We start from the raw sequence: 18856 nt of genomic DNA on the forward strand, positions 1-18856 counted from the left end.
TCAGCCCATCCGGCAGGCCGCCGATGGCGGCGGCGTCGCCTCGGCGGCCGGCACCGTCATCTCGATCGCGCGGTGCACGCGCCCGCCGTCGCGCACCACGCGGCCCATCAGGTTCGGCATCACCAGCTGGTGGTCCTCGGCGCGCATCCGCACCATGCCGAAGGGCGATTCGAACTCCAGGCCGTTCATCGCCTGCGCCACCTTGTCCGCATCGGTGCTGCCGGCCTTGCGGACGCCCTCGAAGATCAGGCGCATGCCGGTATAGGTCTCGGCCTCGTATTCGCCGGGGTCCTGGTTGAAGCGGCGGCGCCAGGCCTCGACGAAGCGGCGGTTCTGCGGCGTGTCGAGGGAGGCGTCGTAGTTGATGACGCCATAGGAGCCGACCACGTCCTCGCCCGCCGCGCGCAGCGTCGTCGGCACGATATAGGCGTGCCCGACGATCGTCAGCTCCGCCGCCAGGCCGAACTGCCGCGCCTGCTTGGCGAAGTTGATCGCGTCCCCGCCCGAGAGCACCACCCACACCCCCTGCAGCCCGGCCGCCTTGAGCTGCGAGATGTAGGGCGCGTAGTCGCGGGTGCCGAGCGGCGGGAAGACGCTGAGCGCGACCTCCTTGCCGGTTTCCTGCGCCGCGCGGGTGAAGCCGGCCGCCGAATCGCGGCCCCAGACGTAGTCCGCCGCGCAGATGCCCCATTTGCGTTCCGGCCGGCCGCGCAGCCACGGCCCCACCACCATCAGGTCCATCGCATCCGAATGGTTGGCGCGGAACAGCCGCCGCCCGCAGGCTTCGCCCGTCAGCCGGTCGGCCTTGTTGACCGTCGAGACGTAGAGCGCGTTCCACCGATCGAGCTGGCCCGCGATGGCAAGCCCGCTCGCCGAGGAGATGGCGCCGATCAGCAGCCCGTGGCCGCCCAGCGCGAGGCGCTCGGCGGCGCGGCGCGCGGCGTCGGGGTTGCTCTGCTCGTCGCCAATGCGGAACTCCACCTGGCGGCCGTCGATGCCGCCGGCGGCATTGGCCTCATCCACCGCGAACTGCACGCCGCGGATCACCTCCTCGCCCAGCACGGCATAGGCGCCGGTCTGCGAGGTGGGCACGCCGACGCGGATCGGCTCGCGCCGCGCCTGGGCGCGCGCCGCCCCGGCAAGCCCGGCGGCGGAAGCGCCGAAGGCGGTGGCGCCGATGATCGCTTCTCTCCTGCTTCGCATGACGTTCCTCCTGTTCCCTTGGTTGACGCTAGACGCCCAGATGCTCGTGCAACACCGCCTCGTCGAGGCCGGCAACCGGCCCCGAGGCGACGATCCTGCCCTTCGCCATCGCGTGGAACTGCCGCGCGGCGCGGCGGATCAGCCCCAGATGCTGCTCGATCAGCAGCAGCGCCGTGCCTTCGCGCGTCGCCAGGCGGTCGAGCGCCTCGCCGAGCTCGTCCACCACCACCGGCGCCAGCCCCTCGCTCGGCTCATCGAGGATGAGCAGGTCCGGATTGGCCATCAGCGCGCGCCCGATGGCGAGCATCTGCTGCTGCCCGCCCGACAGCGCGGTGCCCGGCGTCGCCGCGCGCTCGGCGAGGATGGGGAACATCGCGCAGACCGAGGCGAGCGTCCATGGCCCCGGCCGCCGCACCGCGGCGCCGAGCAGGAGGTTCTCGCGCACCGTCAGGTTGGGCAGGATGCGCCGGCCCTGCACCACCACCGCGATGCCCGCCCGCGCCGCCCGGTAGGGCCGCAGCGGCAGCGTCTGCGCCGCCCCGTGGAAGCGCACCGCGCCCGCCCGCACCCGCGCCAGCCCGAGCACGGCATTGACCGTGGTGGTCTTGCCCACGCCGTTGCGCCCGACCAGCGCCACGCGCTCCCCCTCGGCCACCGCCAGGCTGACGCCGTGCAGGATATGCGCCTCGCCGTAGAAGGCGTGCACGCCGTCGAGTTCGAGGATCATGCCGCCGCGCTCCCGAGATAGGCGCGCACCACCTCGGGGTGGCGGCGGATCTCCTGCGGCGTGCCCTCGGCGAGGATGGCCCCGAGTTCGAGCACGGTGATGCGCTCGCAGATGCGGAACACCACCTCCATGTCGTGCTCGACCAGCAGCACCGTCACGCCCCGCGCGCGGGCGAGCTCGCGCAGCCGGTCCGCCAGCGCGAGGGATTCCTCGGCCGTCAGCCCCGCCGCCGGTTCATCGAGCAGCAGCACGCGCGGCGGGCCGACCAGCGCGAGGGCGAGATCGAGCCGCCGCTGGTCGCCATAGGCGGTCTGCTCGGCCGGCACCGCGGCGAGCCGCGCGAGGTCCAGCTCATCGAGCAGGCGCGGCGCGTCGGTCGCGCCGACGCGCCGCGCCGCGAGGTCGAGCTGCGCGCCCACCGGCAGGGCGGGGAAGATGCTGGTGCGCTGGAAGGACCGCGCCAGCCCGGCATGGCGCCGCGCCGCCGGCCCCAGGCCGGTGATGTCCTGGCCGAACAGCCGCACGCTGCCGCCGCTGCCCGGCGCGCGGCCCGACAGCACGTCCACCAGCGTGGACTTGCCCGCCCCGTTGGGGCCGATCAGGCCGCGGATCTCGCCGGGCACGAGGTCGAGATCGACGCCGCGCAGCGCCGCGACGCCGCCGTAATGGCGCGCGAGACCCCGCGCCGAGAGCGCCGGCGCGCTCATGCCTCGGCCCCGTGCCGCCGGCGCAGCCGCCGCGGCAGGCCCGACAGCCCGTCCGGCAGGAACACCATGACCAGCACCAGCAGGATGCCAAGCAGGCCGAGCCAGCGCTCGGTCACCTCGACCAGCTGCTCGCGCAGCAGGAAATAGACCGCCGCGCCGGCGAGCGGCCCCCATACCGTGCGCGTGCCGCCGAGCAGCGCCATGATCAGCGCCGAGCCCGAGACGCTCCAATGCACCGTCTCAGGGGAGACGAAGCCGTTGTAGAGCACGTAGAGCACGCCGCCCGCCGCGGCGATGCCGCCCGACAGCGCGAACACCGCCGCGCGCGGCAGCACCGTGCCATAGCCGAGGAAGCGGGCGCGTTCCTCGTTCTCGCGGATCGCCTCGGTCAGCAGGCCGAAGCGGCTGCGCGCGAGCAGCGCGGCGAGCGCGGCCAGCGCCACCATCGCCAGCCAGGCGATGAGGAACATTCCCTCGGCCCGCTGGAAGGTGGCGGCGGGCAGGCCGAAGATCTCGCGCGGCAGGGCCACGGTCAGCCCGTCGGCGCCGCCGGTCACGCCGCGCGCCTTGTTCGCCGCCTCGAAGCAGGCCTGGCCGAGGGCGAGCGTCAGCATGGCGAAGGCGATGCCGTGCACCCGCACGACGATCAGCCCGAGGCCGAAGCAGACCGCCGCCACCGCCAGCACGGCCAGCGGCAGCGCCGCTTCCGCCGGCAGCAGCCCGGGCGCGCCGAGGCCGATGCCGGCGAGATAGGCGCCGGCGCCGAACATCGCCGCATGGCCGAAGCTGACCATGCCGTTCTGCCGCGCCAGCACGCCGACGGACAGCGCGAGGATGGCGTAGATGCAGGCCTGCGCCAGCAGCGAGAGCAGCACGCCCGGCGGCACCAGCGCCGCGATCGCCGGCCCCGCCGCCGCTGCCGCCAGCGCCCCGGCGGCGATCCGCCCTGCCCCGCTCACAGCCGCTTCCCCGCCAGCCCGGTCGGCCGCCACAGCAGCACCGCCGCCATGGTCAGGAACGGGATCAGCGCCGCGATGTCGGGCAGCAGCACCGCGCCCAGCACCTGCACCTGGCCGAGCAGCAGCGCCGCCAGCGCCGCGCCGCCCAGGCTGCCCAGCCCGCCCACCACTACCACCACGAAGCAATCCACCAGGATCTGCCCGCCCATCGCCGGGGACAGCGACAGGAACGGCGCGGCGATCACCCCCGACACCCCGGCCAGCGCGGCGCCGAGCGCGGTGACCAGCATCGCCACCGCGTCGGTGTTCACCCCCTGCACGGCGGTGATCGCCGGATCGAGGCTCGCGGCGCGGACGAACAGCCCGGCGCGGGAACGGTGCAGCCAGGCCAGCAGCGCGGCGGTCAGCGCCGCCGCCATGGCGATCACCGCCAGGCGATAGACCGGGAAGGCGTCGCCGCCCAGCGCGACGGAACCCGCCAGCAGCGCCGGCGCATCCATCGAGCGGCCCTCGGTGCCCCAGATCCACTGCACCGCATCCTCGATCACCAGCAGCAGGCCGAAGGTGACGATCACCGTCACCAGCGGGTCGCGGTCCTGCAAGGCGCGGAACACCAGCCGGTCGAGCACTGCGCCGAACAGCGCCAGCACCACCGCGCTCGCCGCCAGCCCGGCCCAGAAGCCGCCCGCCTGCGCCGCCGTGTAGCCGGCATAGGCGCCGAGCATGTAGAAGGCGCCATGGCCGAAATTGACCACGCGCCGCAGCCCGTAGATCAGCGCCAGCCCCGCCGCCAGCACCAGCAGCAGGCTGCCATAGACGAGGCCGTTGAGGATCTGGATGGTCACCGCGCCGCCTCCGCCCGCCGTTGCGCGCCGAGCGGCGTGAGCAGCGCGCCGAGCAGCATCTCAAGGCTGTCGGCGATGTAGTCGTCGATCGTCATCCGCCCCGCCAGCCGCCAGGTCTTGAGCGCCCATCCATGCGCCATCATCACCACGCGATAGGCGGTCAGCTCGGCATCCACCGGCCGGAACAGCCCCTGCGCGATGCCGTCGCTGATGCAGTCGGCGATCAGCGCATTCGTCTCGACCTCGCGCCGCTTGATGTGCTCGCGCAACGAGCGGCGCAGCGAACGCGATTCCTGATAGGCGAGCAGGGTCGCCTCGGGCCTTTCGGCGACGATCCGGCAATAGGTATCCACCGCGGCGGCGAAGCGCGCGAGCGGATCGCGCAACCCGGCGAGCGCCGCCGGGATACTGCTGGCATAGGCATCAAGCAGGCTGTCGAGGACCAGGAGCAGGAGTTCCTCCTTGTCCTCGACATAGTTGTAGATGAGCCCGGGGCTGACGCCGACGCGAAGGGCGATGTCGCGCATCGTCGCCGCGTGATAGCCGCGGCGCGCGAACAATTCGCCCGCCGCCTTGGTGATCTGGGCCCGGCGCTCGGCGGTCAGCCTGGCCGCGGCGGGCTGGCCGCCGCCGGCCGCGCGCGCCGACACGGGGGCACCGCGTCCCGCGCTCACCGACCGGCTCCGCGTGCGCCGGTGTCCCGCCGGGGCGCCATGCCGCGGCACTTCCGCCCGCCCGCCCGGGCGGGCGGGCGCCCTTCGATGGAAGGTCCGATCATCGCCGCGCGCCGGTCAACGCGGCGGCGCCCCGCCCGAGGCCGGCATGTCGTGGGCGAGGAAGATCTCGCCGCCATAGCCGGCGGCGAGCGGGATGCGGAGTTCGCGCCCGCCGGGGACGGCGCGCACGAATTCCGGCTCGACGGTGATGACGGGCGCGCTGCGCGCGGCGCCGATCGAGGCTTCGGCGGTGGTCTCGCGCGCCAGCTTCATCAGGTTGATGCGGGTCGGGAATATCATCTTGCGGCGCCCGTTGGCGGCATCGTCCAGCGCGTCGGCCGGCCGGATCCAGACGGAATCGACCGCCTCCCCGCCGTCATGCAGGGCGAGATGGTCCTCCGGCGCGACGGTTAGGAAGAAATGCGTGTCGAAGCGCTTGGGCTGGGTGCGCGGCGTGATCCAATGCGCGAAATGCACCAGCAGGTCGGTCGCCGGCACCAGGTCCTCGGCGGCGAGGATATCGGCGAAGGCGGCCTCGCGGCGGCACAGCGCGGCGCGCGGCGCCTCCAGCCGCTGCACCACCTCGGCGCCGACCAGCCCCTGCTCGCCGCGCCGCCGGGCCAGCAGCACGCCGCATTCCTCGAAGGTTTCGCGCACCGCCGCGACGTGGATGGGCGTGGCGTGCGAAGCACCGCCGAGGGCCTCGGCGATCGCGGCATCGTCCGGATCGACGCGGCCGCCGGGAAACACCAGCGCGCCCGAGGCGAAGTCGATCTCATGGTGGCGGACCACCATGAACACCTCCATGCCCTGCGGGCGGTCGCGCAACAGCAGCACGGTGGCGGCGGCGCGGGCGGAAACCGGGGAAGCGGGGCTGGCGGACATGGGCAGGGGAGCCTCGGGCGGCGTGCAGGCAGGGGCCGGCTGCACAGGCGGCGTGGGGCGCCATCGCGGCGCGGGGAGGCGTGGTCAGTGGCGGCGCAGCAGCACCTCCCCCACGGCATGGTCGCTGCGCTTGGACAGCACGAGGCGCGCGCGCTCGCGCGTCGGCGCGACATTGCGGCGGAGGTTGACGAGGTTGACGCGCCGCCAGATGTCGCGCGCCATCGTCTCCGCCTCCGCGCGCGGCAGGTCGCGGTAGCGGTGGAAATAGGAGGCCGGGTCGCGGAAGGCGGTGCGCTGAAGCAGCAGGAAGCGCTCAAGGTACCAGGCCTCGATGTCGGCCGTCTCGGCATCGACGTAGATCGAGAAGTCGAAGAAGTCCGAGGCGACGACCGCGGCGGCGGTGGTCTGCAGCACGTTCAGCCCCTCGAAGATCAGGATATCGGGCCGGCGCACCGCCTGGTGCTCGCCGGGCACGATGTCGTAGGCGAGGTGCGAATAGACCGGCGCCTGCACCTCGAGCCCCGACTTCGCATCGGCGAGGAAGCGGATCATCCGGCGCTGGTCGTAGCTTTCGGGAAAGCCCTTGCGATGCATCAGCCCGCGCTGTTCCAGCACCCGGTTCGGATGCAGGAAGCCGTCGGTGGTCACCAGATCCACCCGCGGATGGTCGGGCCAGCGCGCCAGCAGGAAGCGCAGCGTGCGCGCCAGCGTGCTCTTGCCCACGGCGACGCTGCCGGCGATGGCGACGATGAACGGCCGGCGTTCCGCCGCGCGGCCGAGGAAGGCGGCCTTGTCCGCCGCCAGCCGCCGCGCCGCCGCCACCTCGAGGTTGATGAGGCAAGCGAGCGGGGTCAGCGTCTCGGTCACCTCGGCGAAGGAGACCGGCTCGCTCAAGCCGCACAGCGCGGCGTACTCGGCTTGCGTCAGGGCGGGCGGCGTGCCGGCTGCGAGCGCGGCCCAGTCGCGCCGCGTGAAATGTTCCCATTCCTGCGGGCGGGGTTTCGCGCAGGACGCGCCGCGCGCCGAGGCGAGCATGACCAGCCGCGGCATCAGCCGCCATGCTCCGCGGTGCGGGGAGGCGAGGGAACCACCGGAAAGGCAGCGCGGTCCATGGCGGGCCCGGCCTCAGCTCAGCGCCAGGCCGGCATAGCCGCGCGCGGCGATGTCCTCGGCCCATGCGCGATAGGTCGGCGCGCTGCCGGTGTAGCGCGCGACTCGGCGCACCTGCCGGCCCTCGACATTGACGTTGACGCCGGTCATCCAGGAATCGACCTCCATGGAGAGCAGCCCCTGGGCGACCTCCATCACATGGTCCATCCACTTTGCCATCGCCTCGGGCGTCGCCTCGGCGCGGGTCAGGCCATTGGCCTGCATGTGGCGCAGCAGGCGCGTCACCCAGTCCACGTTGAACTCGATCGAGCGCGGGATGTTGCCGAGCGCGGCGTGCGGGCCGAGCAGCATGAACATGTTCGGGAAGCCGTCCTGCAGCATGCCGACCAGCGATGTCGCGCCGTCCTTCCACATCTCCTTCAGCGCCACGCCGTCCTTGCCGCGGAACTCGATGCGGTCGAAGGCGCCGCGCAGGGCATCGAAGCCGGTGGCATAGACGATGATGTCGAACTCGTAGTCCCGCTCGCTGGTGCGGATGCCGGTCGCGGTGATGCGCTCGATCGGCGTCTCGCGGGTGTCCACCAGCGTCACGTTGGGCTGGTTGTAGACCTCGTAGTATTTCGTCTCGAGCGGCACGCGGCGGGTGCCGAAGCCATGATTCTTCGGGATCAGCTTCTCGGCGACCTTCTGGTCCTTCACCCGCTGACGGATCTTGTTGGCGACGAAGTCCGAGATGACCCGGTTGGCCTCGCGGCTGGTCAGCATGTCCTTGAAGTTGCCGACCCAGATGCCGAAGCCGCGCTCATTGTAGAGCTTCTCGAGGATCGCGTTGCGCTCCTCCTCGGACACCTCGAAGGCGCCCTTCTCCATCGGCGTGTGCAGGAAGCAGGAGAAGGTCTCCTCGCAGCGGCGGAAGATCTCGTCGTAGCGGGCGCGGATCTGCTCCATCTCCTCGGGCGTGATCCTGCCGTTGCCGAGCGGGGCGCACCAGTTCGGCGTGCGCTGGAACACCACCAGTTCCCGCGCCGTCTTGGCGACCTCCTGGATGGTCTGCACGCCCGAGGCGCCGGTGCCGATGACGGCGACGCGCTTGCCGGCGAAATCCACCGGCTCCTTGGGCCACAGGCCGGTGTGGAAGGACTGGCCGCGGAAGTCGCCGATGCCGGGGAAGTTCGGCATGGTCGGCGCCGACAGCGCGCCGATCGCGGTGATCAGGAAGCGCGCGCGGTGGCGGCTGCCATCCTCGAGCGTGACGGTCCAGCTGCGGCTGGCCTCGTCCCATTCGGCCGCCTTGACCCGCGCGTTGAACTGGATGTCGCGGCGCAGGTCGTATTTGTCGGCGACGCGGTTGAGGTAGCGCTCGGTCTCCGGCTGCGGGGCGAAATGCTCGCTCCAGCTCCATTCCTGCAGCAGGTCCTTGTCGAAGGAAAAGCCGTAGGAATAGCTCTCGGAATCGAAGCGGCAGCCGGGGTAGCGGTTCCAGTACCAGGTGCCGCCGACGCCGGTGCCGGCCTCGAAGACGCGCGCGCTGAGGCCGAGCTCGCGCAGCCGGATCAGCTGGTAGAGGCCCGACATGCCGGCGCCGATCACGATGGCGTCGAAGGTGGTGCCAGGGGCACCGGCGGGCGCGGTGCGCGTCTCGGTCATGGTGGTCATCGGATTCGGTCCTTTGCAGGAGTGGCGGCGCGCCGGTCAGTCCACGCGGGCACCGGAAATGCGGACGATCTCGGCCCAGCGGTCGATCTCGGAGGCGATGATCCGGCGCGTCTCCTCGGGCGAGGAGAAGGCGACCTCGAGCCCGAGCATCTCGCGGAAGCGTTCCTCGACGCCCGGCGCGCCAAGGGCCCGCTGCAGCACGGCCGAGCTGCGCTCGACCGCGGCGCGGGGAATCCCGGCCGGGCCGATCACGGCGAAGAACACGTCGGTGACGCAATCCGGCACGCCGGCTTCGGCCATGGTCGGCACATCGGGCAGCGCCGGCGCCCGCGCCGCCCCGCTCACCGCCAGGGGGCGGAACTGCTCGGCGCGGATCGCGGCGAGGCCGGTCGTCATGGTCTCGAAGGTGAAGGCGACGTCGCCGCGCATCATCGCGGTGTTCGACGGCGCATTGCCGGCGAAATGGACGGGGAAGATGTCGATCCCGGCGCGCACGCGCAGCAGCTCGCCAGACAGGTGGCTCGACGAGCCCACCCCCGGGGTGGCGTAGGACAGCTCCCCCGGCCGCGCCCGCGCCGCGGCAATCAGCTCCGGCAGGGTGCGGATGGGCGATTGCGCGCTCACCACCAGGATGTTCGCCGTGCGCGCGATCTGGGCGATCGGCTCGTGGTCGCGGCGCGGATCATAGGGCAGGCGGCGGAACAGCGAGACATTGATCGCCAGCGCCCCGCCCGCAGACACGCCCATCGTGTAGCCGTCGGGCGCCGCCTTGGCGATGGCGTCCACGCCGATATTGCCGCCGGCGCCGGCGCGGTTCTCGACCACCACGGGTTGGCCGAGGCCCTCGCGCAGCATTTCGGCCAGCAGCCGTCCGAGCACGTCGGTCGAGCCGCCGGCGGGGAAGGGCACGATGAAGCGGATCGGCCGGGCCGGCCATGCCTGGGCGCGGGCCGGGGCGGCCAATGCGGGCGACAGCAGCGCCGCGCCGATCAGCGCCTGGCGGCGCGGCAGGGCCGCACCCTTCGGTCGTTCCATGGTTTCCCCCACTCCACTTTTTATTTCAGTTTGCTTTTCCAGCGTCTTTGTCCAGCGGGTGGCAGCCCGCTGAACAGGCGTTCAGTCTGCGCAGCCGGCGCGGCAATCGTCAATCACCTCTCCAGCGGTCCACGAGCTCGCCATCGGGCGACGCATCGGCGGATGCCGCCTCGGGCGGCGGACCGCCGCGAGGACCGCGCATCGCCGCTTTTTCGGTTGCAGGAGATTAATTGCCCGGCTAATTAGTTGCCTGCGATGAGAGTGGATGCAACCCTGCTCGGTGGTCAGGAACGCTTCGGCGTGCTGCTCGGACAGATCGCCCGCCATTGGCGCGCGCGCCTGGACCGCCGGCTGAGCGAGTTCGGGCTGACGGATGCCCGCTGGGTGACGCTGCTGCACCTCGCGCGCAGCGGCGACGGCCTCACCCAGAAGGATCTCGCCGCCGGCGTCGGCGTCGGCGGGCCGACGCTGGTGCGCACCCTCGACCGGCTGGAGCGCGAAGGCATGGTCGTCCGGGTGGGCGACGCGCAGGACCGGCGCGCCAAGACCGTCCATTTGACGGACAAGGCGATCCCGGTGCTGCGGGTGATCGAGGACACGGCGGCCGCGGTGCGGTCGGAACTGCTGAGTGGCATCTCCGCGGCGGAGCTTGATCTCTGCCTCGCGGTGTTCGATCGCGTGGCGGCCAATCTCGCCGCCGCGGCGGCAAGGACGGATTGCGAGAATGGACATAGGGCAGCCTAGCGGCATCCCGGCGGAGACGGCCGGCCGGCCTGCGCGGATGCGGGTGATGCGGCGGATCGTGGGGCGGGCGGCCGCGGTGGTGGTGGGCGGGGCGATCCTGGTCGCCGCCGGTTCGTGGCTGATGAAGCAGTTCACCCACATCCATGTCGATGACGCGCGCATCGCCGCCGACATGGTCGTGCTGAGCAGCCGCATGCCCGGCTGGGTGACGGCGGTCAACGTCGCCGAAGGCGATTCCGTTGCCCAGGGGACGGTGATCATCGCCATCGACGAGCGCATCGCCTCGCTCGACCTGCGCAACGTCGAGGCGCAGCTCGCCGGCGTGGCCGCCCGCCGCGCCGAGACCGAGGCGCGCATCGTGATGATCGACCACCAGACCGCCAGCCAGGAACAAGCCCAGCGCGCCCGGGTCGAGGCGGCCGAGGCGGCGCTCGCCGGGGCGGAGGCGCAGTTCAAGCTCGCCCAGGCGGATTTCGCGCGCGCGCAGGAACTCGTGGCCACCGGCGCCGGCACCAGGGCCCGCTTCGACCAGAGCCGCGCCGCCCTCGATTCCGGCCGGCAGGCGGTGCTCGCCCGCCGCGCGGACCTGACCAATGCGCGCGCCACCCTCGCCGAGGTCATCGCGGCGCGCGAGCAGCTCAACGTGCTGCGACGGCAGCTCGACACCCTGTCGGCCGAGGAGGCGAGCCTGACGGCGCAGCGCGAGCGCGCCGCGCTCGACCTCGCCGACCGGCGCATCGTCATGCCGTTCAACGGCCGGGTGGACCGCGTCTTCGTCGATCCGGGCGAATACGTCACGCCGGGCCAGCGCCTGCTGATGGTGCACGATCCCGACGCGGTGCGCGTGGATGCCAACGTCAAGGAAACCGACATCCGCTATTTCCGCCCCGGCGGGCGGGTGCGGGTCACGGTGGATGCCTATCCCGGCCAGGTCCTCGACGGCACGGTCGATCGCATCGGCCAGGCCGCGACCAGCGAATTCGCGCTGCTGCCCAATCCGAACCCGAGCGGCAACTTCACCAAGATCTCCCAGCGCCTGCCGGTGCGGATCCGCGTGCCGCAGCAGGAAGGGCGGCTGCGCCCGGGCATGATGGTGGAGGTCGAGGCATCCATCCGTGACTGACCAGGCGCCGGCACCCGGCTCGCTCCCCGCGCTTATGAAGCGCTGGGGGGCCAACTACCGGTGGTATGTCACGATCACGGCGATGATGGGCACCATCAGCACCGTGCTCAGCTCGACCATCGTCAATGTCGCCCTGCCGGACATCATGGGGACATTCGGCATGGGCCAGGACAAGGCCCAGCTGATCTCCACCGGCTTCCTCGCCGCGATGACCGGCACCATGCTCATCAATGCCTGGCTGGTGGACAGTTTCGGCCAGCGCGCCACCTTCTCCGGCACCATCGCCGTGTTCATCGTCGCCTCGGCGATGGGCGGCCTCGCGCCCAGCGAGCCGGTCCTGATCCTTGCCCGCGTGCTGCAGGGCGGCGCGGCGGGGGTGCTGCAGCCGCTGGCGATGGTGACCATCTTCCAGGTCTTCCCGCCCGAGCGGCGCGGCTCGGCCATGGGCATCTATGGCATCGGGGTGGTGCTGGCGCCCGCGCTCGGGCCGACCATCGGCGGGCTGATGGTGGACAACTTCAACTGGCGATTCGTGTTCTTCCTGGTGCTGCCGTCCTGCATCGTCGGGCTGTTCCTCTCGGCGCTGTTCATGCCCGGGCGCGCGTCCAGCGGCCCGCGCAAGCCCTTCGACTGGATCGGCTTCGCGCTGCTGTCGGTGTTCCTCTTCGTGCTGCTCAACGGGCTGTCCAACGGCCAGCGTCATGGCTGGCTGTCGCACATGGTGCTGGCCGACTTCACCCTCGCCGCGGTCTCGGGCCTCGCCTTCCTGGGGTGGGAGAGCTGGACCGCCGCGCCGATGCTGAACCTCGCGCTGTTCCGCTTCCCCAGCTTCTCCGGCGCCTCCATCGTCGCCATCGTGTTCGGCGCCGGCATCTTCGGCTCGACCTACCTGGTGCCGATCTTCGTGCAGACCATCCAGGGCTATACCGCGACGCGCTCGGGGCTGGTGCTGATGCCCGCCGGGCTCATCCTGACCATCGCCTTTCCCATCGCCGGGCGGCTGACGGACAAGCTGCCGGCCGACGTGATGATCACCGCCGGGCTGCTGCTGTTCGCCTGGTCCTCGCTGCTCATGGCCGGGCTCGACACCAATACCTCCTTCTGGTCGCTGGCGATATGGATCGCGCTGGGGCGCATCGGGCTTTCCCTCATCATGCCGAGCCTGAACGCGGGGGCGCTGCGTGCGCTGCCGCCGCACCTGCTGGGCCAGGGTTCGGGGGCGCTCAACTTCGTCCGCCAGCTCGGCGGGGCGATCGGGACCAACCTGCTCGCCGTGATGAGCGAGCGGCGCGGCCAGCTCTACGCCCATGCCTTCGCCGCCTCCCAGGACACCGCCAATCCGGCCACAGTAGACATGCTGCGGCAACTTCTTTCCTATCTCCTGGCCGAGGGGGGCATTGCCGAAGGCGGCGTCGCCCCGGGCTTCGGAGCGGAGAGCATCGGCCTGGCCGAGGGACAGCGGCTTGGCTACGCGCTGGATTATCTCGGTCGCATGCTGGCCGCGCAGGCGATGATGATGGGCTACCGCGACGGCTTCCTGCTGGTCGCCATCGCCTTCGTCGTCGCCATCCCGCCCGCCTGGCTGATGCGCCTGCGCTCCCGCCGGGCAGGCTGAACGCCGCCGCGCCATCGGGTTTCGCGGAGGTGCTTCCGCGAATGGCGGGGCCATGCCAGCCTGGGATGGCGACTTGACGGATGCCGGTCCGACCCGATAGCTGCGGATGGCGATCGAGGAATGAAGGGGGATAACGTCGTGGATTTCGCTCTGACGCCGCAGCACGAGGCGCTGCAGGAGGCCATCGGGCGCATCTGCGCCGATTTCGGCGACGAATACTGGCTGATGCGCGACCGCCAGGGCGGGTTCCCGACCGAGCTGCACCAGGCGCTCGCGAAGGGCGGCTGGCTCGGCGTCTGCATGCCCGAGGATGTGGGCGGCACCGGCCTCGGCATCACCGAGGCGGCGCTGATGATGCAGACCATCGCGCAATCCGGCGCGGGCATGAGCGGCGCCTCGGCCATCCACATGAACATCTTCGGGCTGCAGCCGGTGGTGGTGTTCGGCACCGAGGAGCAGAAGCAGCGGATGCTGCCGCCGCTGATCGAGGGCCGCGAGCGCGCCTGCTTCGCCGTGACCGAGCCCAATACCGGCCTCGACACCACCCAGCTCAAGACCCGCGCCGAGCGGCGCGGCGACCGCTATGTCGTGCATGGCCAGAAGGTGTGGATCAGCACGGCGCAGGTCGCCGAGAAGATGCTGCTGCTGGCGCGCACCACCCCGGCCGAGCAGGCGCGCAAGCGCACCGAGGGGCTGTCGCTGTTCTACACCAACTTCGACCGCAGCCGCATCGAGGTGCGCGAGATCGAGAAGATGGGCCGCAAGGCGGTCGATTCCAACCAGGTGTTCATCGACGGACTCGAGATTCCGGTCGAGGACCGCATAGGCGAGGAAGGGCAGGGCTTCCGCTACATCCTGCACGGCATGAACCCCGAGCGCATCCTGATCGCCGCGGAGGCGGCGGGCCTTGGTCATCTCGCGGTGTCGCGCGCCGCCGCATATGCCAAGGAGCGCGTGGTGTTCGGGCGCCCGATCGGCCAGAATCAGGCGATCCAGCATCCGCTCGCCGAATGCTGGATGGAACTCGAGGCGGCGCGGCTGATGACGATGAACGCCGCCTGGCGCTACGACAGCGGGCTCGAATGCGGGGCGCAGGCGAACGCGGCGAAATACCTCGCCGCCGAGGCCGGCTTCAAGGCATGCCAGCAGGCAGTGATGACGCATGGCGGCTTCGGCTACGCGAAGGAATATCACGTCGAGCGCTACCTGCGCGAAAGCATGATCCCGCGCATCGCTCCGATCAGCCCGCAGCTCATCCTAAGCTTCGTCGCCGAGCGCGTGCTCGGGCTGCCGAAATCCTACTGAACGCGCCGCCGCAGGGCGGTCCCTTGAGCAAACCAGGAAGATGCCGATGAAGGTTCTCGTCCCCGTCAAGCGGGTGGTCGATTACAATGTGAAGGTCCGCGTTAAGGCGGATGGGTCGGGCGTCGAGACGGCGAACGTCAAGATGTCGATGAACCCGTTTGATGAGATCGCGGTCGAGGAAGCCGTGCGCCTGAAGGAGAAGGGCGTGGCGGAGGAGATCGTCGCGGTGTCCTGCGGCCCGAACGCGGCGCAGGAGCAGCTCCGCACGGCGCTGGCCATGGGGGCCGATCGCGGCATCCTGGTCGAGCATGACGGCGTGCTGGAGCCGCTGGCGGTGGCCAAGCTGCTGAAGGCGATCGTCGGCAGGGAAGGCCCGGCGCTGGTCATCCTGGGCAAGCAGGCGATCGACGACGACATGAGCGCGACGGGGCAGATGCTGGCGGCGCTGCTCGGCTGGGGCCAGGGCACCTTCGCCTCCAGGGTCGAGAAGGAGGGCGATGCCCTCAGGGTGACGCGCGAGGTCGATGGCGGGCTGGAGACGGTGTCGGTGAAGCTGCCGGCGATCGTGACCGCCGACCTGCGGCTGAACGAGCCGCGCTACGCCTCGCTGCCCAACATCATGAAGGCGCGCAAGAAGCCGATCGAGACGGTGAAGCCGGCCGATCTGGGCGTTGATGTGACGCCGCGGCTGAGCGTGCTGAAGGTCGAGGAGCCGGCGAAGCGCCAGGCCGGCAAGAAGGTGGGCTCGGTGCAGGAACTCGTCGAGAAGCTGCGCAACGAAGCGAAGGTGATCTGACCATGGCCGTGCTTGTTCTCGCCGACCACAAGGACGGCGCGCTGACCCAGCCCACCCGCAGCACGGTGGCCGCGGCGCGGAAACTTGGTGATGTGCATGTGCTGGTGGCCGGCGAAGGGGCCGGCGCGGCCGCGGCCGCCGCGGCAAGGCTGCCGGGGGTGGCGAAGCTGCTGACCGGGTCCGAGGCGCCGGCGCTGGCCGAGCCGCTGGCGGCGCAGCTGGTGGCGCTGGCGCCGGGCTATTCGCACCTGCTGGCCCCGGCCTCGGCCGCGGGCAGGAACGTGATGCCGCGCGCCGCGGCGCTGCTCGACGTGCAGGTGCTGTCCGATGTCTGCGGCGTGGTCGATGCCGACACCTTCATCCGCCCGATCTACGCGGGCAACGCGCTGGCCACCGTGAAGTCGGCGGATGCGAAGAAGGTGCTGACGGTGCGCGCCACCTCCTTCGACCCGGTCCCGGCCGAAGGCGGCAACGCGACGGTGGAAGCCGCCCCGGCCGCCGCCGACCCCGGCCTGTCATCCTTCGTGGGCGCCGAGATCGTGAAGTCCGAGCGGCCGGAACTGACGGCGGCACGGATCGTCATCTCGGGCGGGCGGGCGATGGGCTCGGCGGAGAACTTCGCCATCATCGAGAAGGTGGCGGACCGGCTGGGCGCCGCGGTCGGCGCCTCGCGCGCGGCGGTGGATGCGGGCTACGCGGCGAACGACATGCAGGTCGGCCAGACCGGCAAGATCGTGGCGCCGGAACTCTACATCGCGGTGGGCATCTCGGGCGCCATCCAGCACTTGGCGGGGATGAAGGACAGCAAGGTCATCGTCGCCATCAACAAGGACGAGGAAGCGCCGATCTTCCAGGTGGCCGACTACGGGCTGGTGGCGGACCTGTTCAAGGCAGTGCCGGAACTGGAAGCCGAACTGGCGAAGTGAAGGTCGGGGGAGGAGAACCTCCCCCGAACCCCCTCCCTTCCTTGACCATTGGCACCGGCCGCCGCCGCCGGTCCCCAAATGACAAAGAAGGTTGAGGGGGGGCGGGGGGAGAAGTTCTCTTCTCCCCCCGTTTCAGGGTTCAGCCCGCGAGGACGATGCCTTCCTCGACCAGCGCGGCGATCTCGGCGCTGGTCGCGCCGAGTCCTTCCAGCACCTCGATGCTGTGCTCGCCGATGCCTGGCGCGGGCCGGATCGCCGCCGCCGCTTCCGGCGGCACCCCGGGCAGCCGGGGCACGAGGATGCGGCCATAGGGCGCCTGGTCCAGTTCCGTCAGGATGCGCGAATGGCGCACCTGCGGATCGGCGCGCATCTCGGCATAGCTGTTCACCGCGCCGCACAGCACGTCGTGGCGGCTCAGCAGCTCGATCCAATGCGCGGTCGGCGCGGTGGCGAACAGCGCGCCGAGCCCGGCATCGATCTCGCCGCGCCGTTCGAGCCGGCCGGCGACCTTGGCGAAGGACGCATCCCCCGCCCAGTCGGTCCGCCCGATCGCCTGGGCGAGCTTGGCGAACATCGGGTCGGTCAGCGCGGTGACGTTGATGTAGCCGTCGGCGGTCGCGTAGGTCGCCGCCGGCACCGCCACGGGCTGCACCGTCTTGCCGCCGGCGATCTCGTGCTCGACCACCGCCATGGCCTGGAAGGCGGTGGTGGCTTCGAGCAGCGACGCCTCCACATGCCCGCCCTTGCCGGTGGTGGCCCGGCGATAGAGCGCCGCGCCGGTCGCCTGCGCCGCATAGACGCCGGTGCAGATGTCGGCCACCAGCACGCCCACCTTGCGCGGCGTCCCGCTCGCATCGCGGTTGACGCGCATCAGCCCGGTCATCGCCTGGAACACGGAATCCGATCCGGGCCGCTTCTCATAGGGGCCATCCTGCCCGTAGCCATTGACCGAGACATAGACGAGCCGCGGATCGCGCGCGGCGAGGTCGGCGTAGCCGAGGCCGAGCCGCGCCGCGACGCCGGGGCGGAAACTCTCCACCACCACGTCGGCGCCCTGGGCGAGGCGCGCCAGCAATTCGCGTCCCTTCGGCCGCGTCGCGTCAATGGCGATGGACCGCTTGCCGAGGTTGCCGGCGATGAACAGCCCGCACTTGCCTTCGAGCCCCCAGCCGATGCCGCGGCCCCAGTCGCCCGCGGGCGGCTCCACCTTGATCACCTCCGCTCCCTGCTGGGCGAGGATCGAGGCGCAGGACGGCCCCGCGAGCCCCTGGCTGATATCGAGCACCCTGAGCCCGCGATAGGGCGGCTCCCATGCCGGCATGGCGTTCCTCCTTCTCAGAACCTGGCCCGGTCGTAGATCTCGGTCCGCAGCGCCTGCTCGAAGCGGTCCACGTCCACGCCGGTGCGCTGCACGATCTCGCGCCATTTCCGCAGATTGGCAAGGAAGGCCTCGATCACCGGCTCCGGATTGCGGGCGCCGCGCTGGCGCGCCACGGCGATGGCGTTGCGGACCTCGTCGCGGTTGTATTCCTCGAGCAGCCGGGTCAGCGCCGGGTCGGGCGGGAAGGTCGTCACGCCGCGCTCGCGCGCGCGGCGCTCCACCGTCTCGTCGTCGCAGACGTAGCCGACCGCGACCTGCGCCAGGGCGCGCGGGACCAGGCGCAGGAAGGCGGCGCGGTCCTCGGCGCGGATGCCGTTCCAGCTGTCGCGGTTGAAGGCGATCAGCGCGCCGCCGAAATACGCCCCCATCGGCAGGTCCACCACGTTCTTCGCCACGTCCCACAGCGACAGCGTCTCGAGCCAGGCCACCGAGCCGATGACGCAGTCGAGCTGGCCGCGCTCGAGTGCCTCATAGGCCTCGGCATTGGGGATGTTGACGCCGACGCCGCCCATGCGCTGCGCCCAGCGGCCATAGACATTGCCGGCCGCGCGCATCCGCAGCCCGCGCAGGTCGTCCATGCTGCGAACCGGCTGGCGGCACATGACGCGGTATGGCGTGGTCGAGTAGGCGCCGACATAGACCGTGTTGTTGCGGCGATACTCGGCCAGGCAGTCGGGGCAGTTCAGCAGCACCGTCTCGTTGATGGCGCCCATCGTCGCCAGCGGATCGGCGGCGAGCAGCGCGAGGTCGCTCATCGCCGTGTTCAGCGGGATCTGGTTCGGGTGGTAGAGCGAGACGACGAAGCCGCCATCGACCAGCCCGGTGCGGATGGCCGAGAGCGTCGCCGGCCCGGCGACCAGCGAGCCGCCCGTGTGCAGCTGGATCCGCAGCGACCCGCCGGTCGCGCGCTCCGCCTCCTGGAACAGCGGGATCAGCCCGTCGCGGTTGCTGCCGTGGCTGGGCGGCAGGTAGCTGGAATAGGTCAGCGCCCGCTGTTGCGCCGATGCGCCGGCCGGCAGCAGGCTGCCCAGCGCCAGCGCGGCGCCGGCCAGCAGGGTTGTCAGTCCCGATCGTCTCGTCATCTCCGTTCCTCCCTTGTGGTTGATGGCCGGTCGCGCGCGGG

The 18856-nt window shown here is 71.3% G+C and carries 18 protein-coding genes; 6 read left to right on the plus strand and 12 right to left on the minus strand.

What is annotated here, in order from left to right:
- The 10 genes from E5N76_RS06245 to E5N76_RS06290 form a co-directional block, all read right to left on the minus strand.
- The gene (locus tag E5N76_RS06245; RefSeq protein WP_149536427.1) at positions 1–1203 is read right to left on the minus strand and encodes an ABC transporter substrate-binding protein; all 1203 of its coding nucleotides are present in this window, start codon (positions 1201–1203) and stop codon (positions 1–3) included.
- A 28-nt stretch (positions 1204–1231) separates the two neighbouring features.
- On the minus strand, positions 1232–1930 hold the full coding sequence (locus tag E5N76_RS06250; protein WP_149536428.1) for an ABC transporter ATP-binding protein: 699 nt from the start codon (positions 1928–1930) through the stop codon (positions 1232–1234).
- The gene (locus E5N76_RS06255) at positions 1927–2637 is read right to left on the minus strand and encodes an ABC transporter ATP-binding protein (protein ID WP_090664794.1); all 711 of its coding nucleotides are present in this window, start codon (positions 2635–2637) and stop codon (positions 1927–1929) included. Before E5N76_RS06255 ends, E5N76_RS06250 begins: the two co-directional genes overlap by 4 nt.
- A complete protein-coding gene (locus tag E5N76_RS06260; protein ID WP_187830007.1) occupies positions 2634–3596 on the minus strand; it encodes a branched-chain amino acid ABC transporter permease in 963 nt (320 codons plus the stop codon). The genes E5N76_RS06255 and E5N76_RS06260 overlap by 4 nt, the downstream gene beginning before the upstream one ends.
- Positions 3593–4441 carry a branched-chain amino acid ABC transporter permease gene (locus E5N76_RS06265; protein WP_149536430.1) on the minus strand — a complete coding sequence of 283 codons (849 nt, stop codon included), beginning with the start codon at positions 4439–4441 and terminating at the stop codon, positions 3593–3595. Before E5N76_RS06265 ends, E5N76_RS06260 begins: the two co-directional genes overlap by 4 nt.
- Positions 4438–5115, minus strand: a complete 678-nt coding sequence (locus E5N76_RS06270; protein ID WP_235907586.1) for a TetR/AcrR family transcriptional regulator — start codon at positions 5113–5115, stop codon at positions 4438–4440. Before E5N76_RS06270 ends, E5N76_RS06265 begins: the two co-directional genes overlap by 4 nt.
- A 117-nt stretch (positions 5116–5232) precedes the next feature.
- Positions 5233–6042: an NUDIX hydrolase gene (locus E5N76_RS06275; RefSeq protein WP_149536431.1), complete on the minus strand. Its 810-nt coding sequence runs from the start codon at positions 6040–6042 to the stop codon at positions 5233–5235.
- An 84-nt stretch (positions 6043–6126) separates the two neighbouring features.
- Positions 6127–7092: a type I pantothenate kinase gene (coaA, locus tag E5N76_RS06280; protein ID WP_207791875.1), complete on the minus strand. Its 966-nt coding sequence runs from the start codon at positions 7090–7092 to the stop codon at positions 6127–6129.
- Positions 7093–7167: 75 nt separating this feature from the next.
- Positions 7168–8808, minus strand: a complete 1641-nt coding sequence (locus E5N76_RS06285) for a flavin-containing monooxygenase (protein WP_207791876.1) — start codon at positions 8806–8808, stop codon at positions 7168–7170.
- A gap of 36 nt (positions 8809–8844) precedes the next feature.
- Complete coding sequence (locus E5N76_RS06290) at positions 8845–9843, minus strand: Bug family tripartite tricarboxylate transporter substrate binding protein (protein ID WP_149536432.1); 999 nt, start codon at positions 9841–9843, stop codon at positions 8845–8847.
- A 255-nt stretch (positions 9844–10098) separates the two neighbouring features.
- On the opposite strand from E5N76_RS06290, the gene E5N76_RS06295 reads away from it, so the two are divergent.
- The 6 genes from E5N76_RS06295 (at position 10099) to E5N76_RS06320 (ending at position 16352) form a co-directional block, all read left to right on the plus strand.
- Positions 10099–10587 carry a MarR family transcriptional regulator gene (locus tag E5N76_RS06295; RefSeq protein ID WP_149536433.1) on the plus strand — a complete coding sequence of 163 codons (489 nt, stop codon included), beginning with the start codon at positions 10099–10101 and terminating at the stop codon, positions 10585–10587.
- Entirely contained in the window at positions 10568–11710 is a 1143-nt protein-coding gene (locus E5N76_RS06300; RefSeq protein WP_149536434.1) for an HlyD family secretion protein, read from the plus strand. The genes E5N76_RS06295 and E5N76_RS06300 overlap by 20 nt, the downstream gene beginning before the upstream one ends.
- 34 nt (positions 11711–11744) lie before the next feature.
- Entirely contained in the window at positions 11745–13325 is a 1581-nt protein-coding gene (locus E5N76_RS06305) for a DHA2 family efflux MFS transporter permease subunit (protein WP_149536435.1), read from the plus strand.
- 138 nt (positions 13326–13463) lie between these two features.
- The gene (locus E5N76_RS06310; protein ID WP_149536436.1) at positions 13464–14630 is read left to right on the plus strand and encodes an acyl-CoA dehydrogenase family protein; all 1167 of its coding nucleotides are present in this window, start codon (positions 13464–13466) and stop codon (positions 14628–14630) included.
- Between the two features lie 46 nt (positions 14631–14676).
- Positions 14677–15426: an electron transfer flavoprotein subunit beta/FixA family protein gene (locus tag E5N76_RS06315; protein WP_149536437.1), complete on the plus strand. Its 750-nt coding sequence runs from the start codon at positions 14677–14679 to the stop codon at positions 15424–15426.
- 2 nt (positions 15427–15428) lie between these two features.
- Complete coding sequence (locus tag E5N76_RS06320) at positions 15429–16352, plus strand: electron transfer flavoprotein subunit alpha/FixB family protein (RefSeq protein WP_149536438.1); 924 nt, start codon at positions 15429–15431, stop codon at positions 16350–16352.
- Positions 16353–16491: 139 nt separating this feature from the next.
- Here E5N76_RS06320 and E5N76_RS06325 read toward each other — a convergent pair whose 3' ends face one another.
- Together E5N76_RS06325 and E5N76_RS06330 are read right to left on the minus strand one after the other, a co-directional pair.
- On the minus strand, positions 16492–17673 hold the full coding sequence (locus E5N76_RS06325) for a CaiB/BaiF CoA transferase family protein (RefSeq protein WP_149536439.1): 1182 nt from the start codon (positions 17671–17673) through the stop codon (positions 16492–16494).
- Positions 17674–17687: 14 nt separating this feature from the next.
- A complete protein-coding gene (locus E5N76_RS06330; RefSeq protein WP_149536440.1) occupies positions 17688–18815 on the minus strand; it encodes a C4-dicarboxylate TRAP transporter substrate-binding protein in 1128 nt (375 codons plus the stop codon).
- Between the last annotated feature and the right edge of the window lie 41 nt (positions 18816–18856).

The organism is Siccirubricoccus phaeus, assembly GCF_008360935.1.
Classification (GTDB): domain Bacteria; phylum Pseudomonadota; class Alphaproteobacteria; order Acetobacterales; family Acetobacteraceae; genus Siccirubricoccus; species Siccirubricoccus phaeus.

Bases quoted from the DNA above. Each gene is read 5' to 3' on its own strand.
- E5N76_RS06245 (WP_149536427.1), bottom strand. From the start codon at position 1,203: ATGCGAAGCAGGAGAGAAGCGATCATCGGCGCCACCGCCTTCGGCGCT.
- E5N76_RS06255 (WP_090664794.1), bottom strand. From the start codon at position 2,637: ATGAGCGCGCCGGCGCTCTCGGCGCGGGGTCTCGCGCGCCATTACGGC.
- E5N76_RS06325 (WP_149536439.1), bottom strand. From the start codon at position 17,673: ATGCCGGCATGGGAGCCGCCCTATCGCGGGCTCAGGGTGCTCGATATC.
- E5N76_RS06290 (WP_149536432.1), bottom strand. From the start codon at position 9,843: ATGGAACGACCGAAGGGTGCGGCCCTGCCGCGCCGCCAGGCGCTGATC.
- E5N76_RS06250 (WP_149536428.1), bottom strand. From the start codon at position 1,930: ATGATCCTCGAACTCGACGGCGTGCACGCCTTCTACGGCGAGGCGCAT.
- E5N76_RS06320 (WP_149536438.1), top strand. From the start codon at position 15,429: ATGGCCGTGCTTGTTCTCGCCGACCACAAGGACGGCGCGCTGACCCAG.
- E5N76_RS06275 (WP_149536431.1), bottom strand. From the start codon at position 6,042: ATGTCCGCCAGCCCCGCTTCCCCGGTTTCCGCCCGCGCCGCCGCCACC.
- E5N76_RS06305 (WP_149536435.1), top strand. From the start codon at position 11,745: ATGAAGCGCTGGGGGGCCAACTACCGGTGGTATGTCACGATCACGGCG.
- coaA (WP_207791875.1), bottom strand. From the start codon at position 7,092: ATGCCGCGGCTGGTCATGCTCGCCTCGGCGCGCGGCGCGTCCTGCGCG.
- E5N76_RS06285 (WP_207791876.1), bottom strand. From the start codon at position 8,808: ATGACCACCATGACCGAGACGCGCACCGCGCCCGCCGGTGCCCCTGGC.
- E5N76_RS06330 (WP_149536440.1), bottom strand. From the start codon at position 18,815: ATGACGAGACGATCGGGACTGACAACCCTGCTGGCCGGCGCCGCGCTG.
- E5N76_RS06295 (WP_149536433.1), top strand. From the start codon at position 10,099: ATGAGAGTGGATGCAACCCTGCTCGGTGGTCAGGAACGCTTCGGCGTG.
- E5N76_RS06315 (WP_149536437.1), top strand. From the start codon at position 14,677: ATGAAGGTTCTCGTCCCCGTCAAGCGGGTGGTCGATTACAATGTGAAG.
- E5N76_RS06300 (WP_149536434.1), top strand. From the start codon at position 10,568: ATGGACATAGGGCAGCCTAGCGGCATCCCGGCGGAGACGGCCGGCCGG.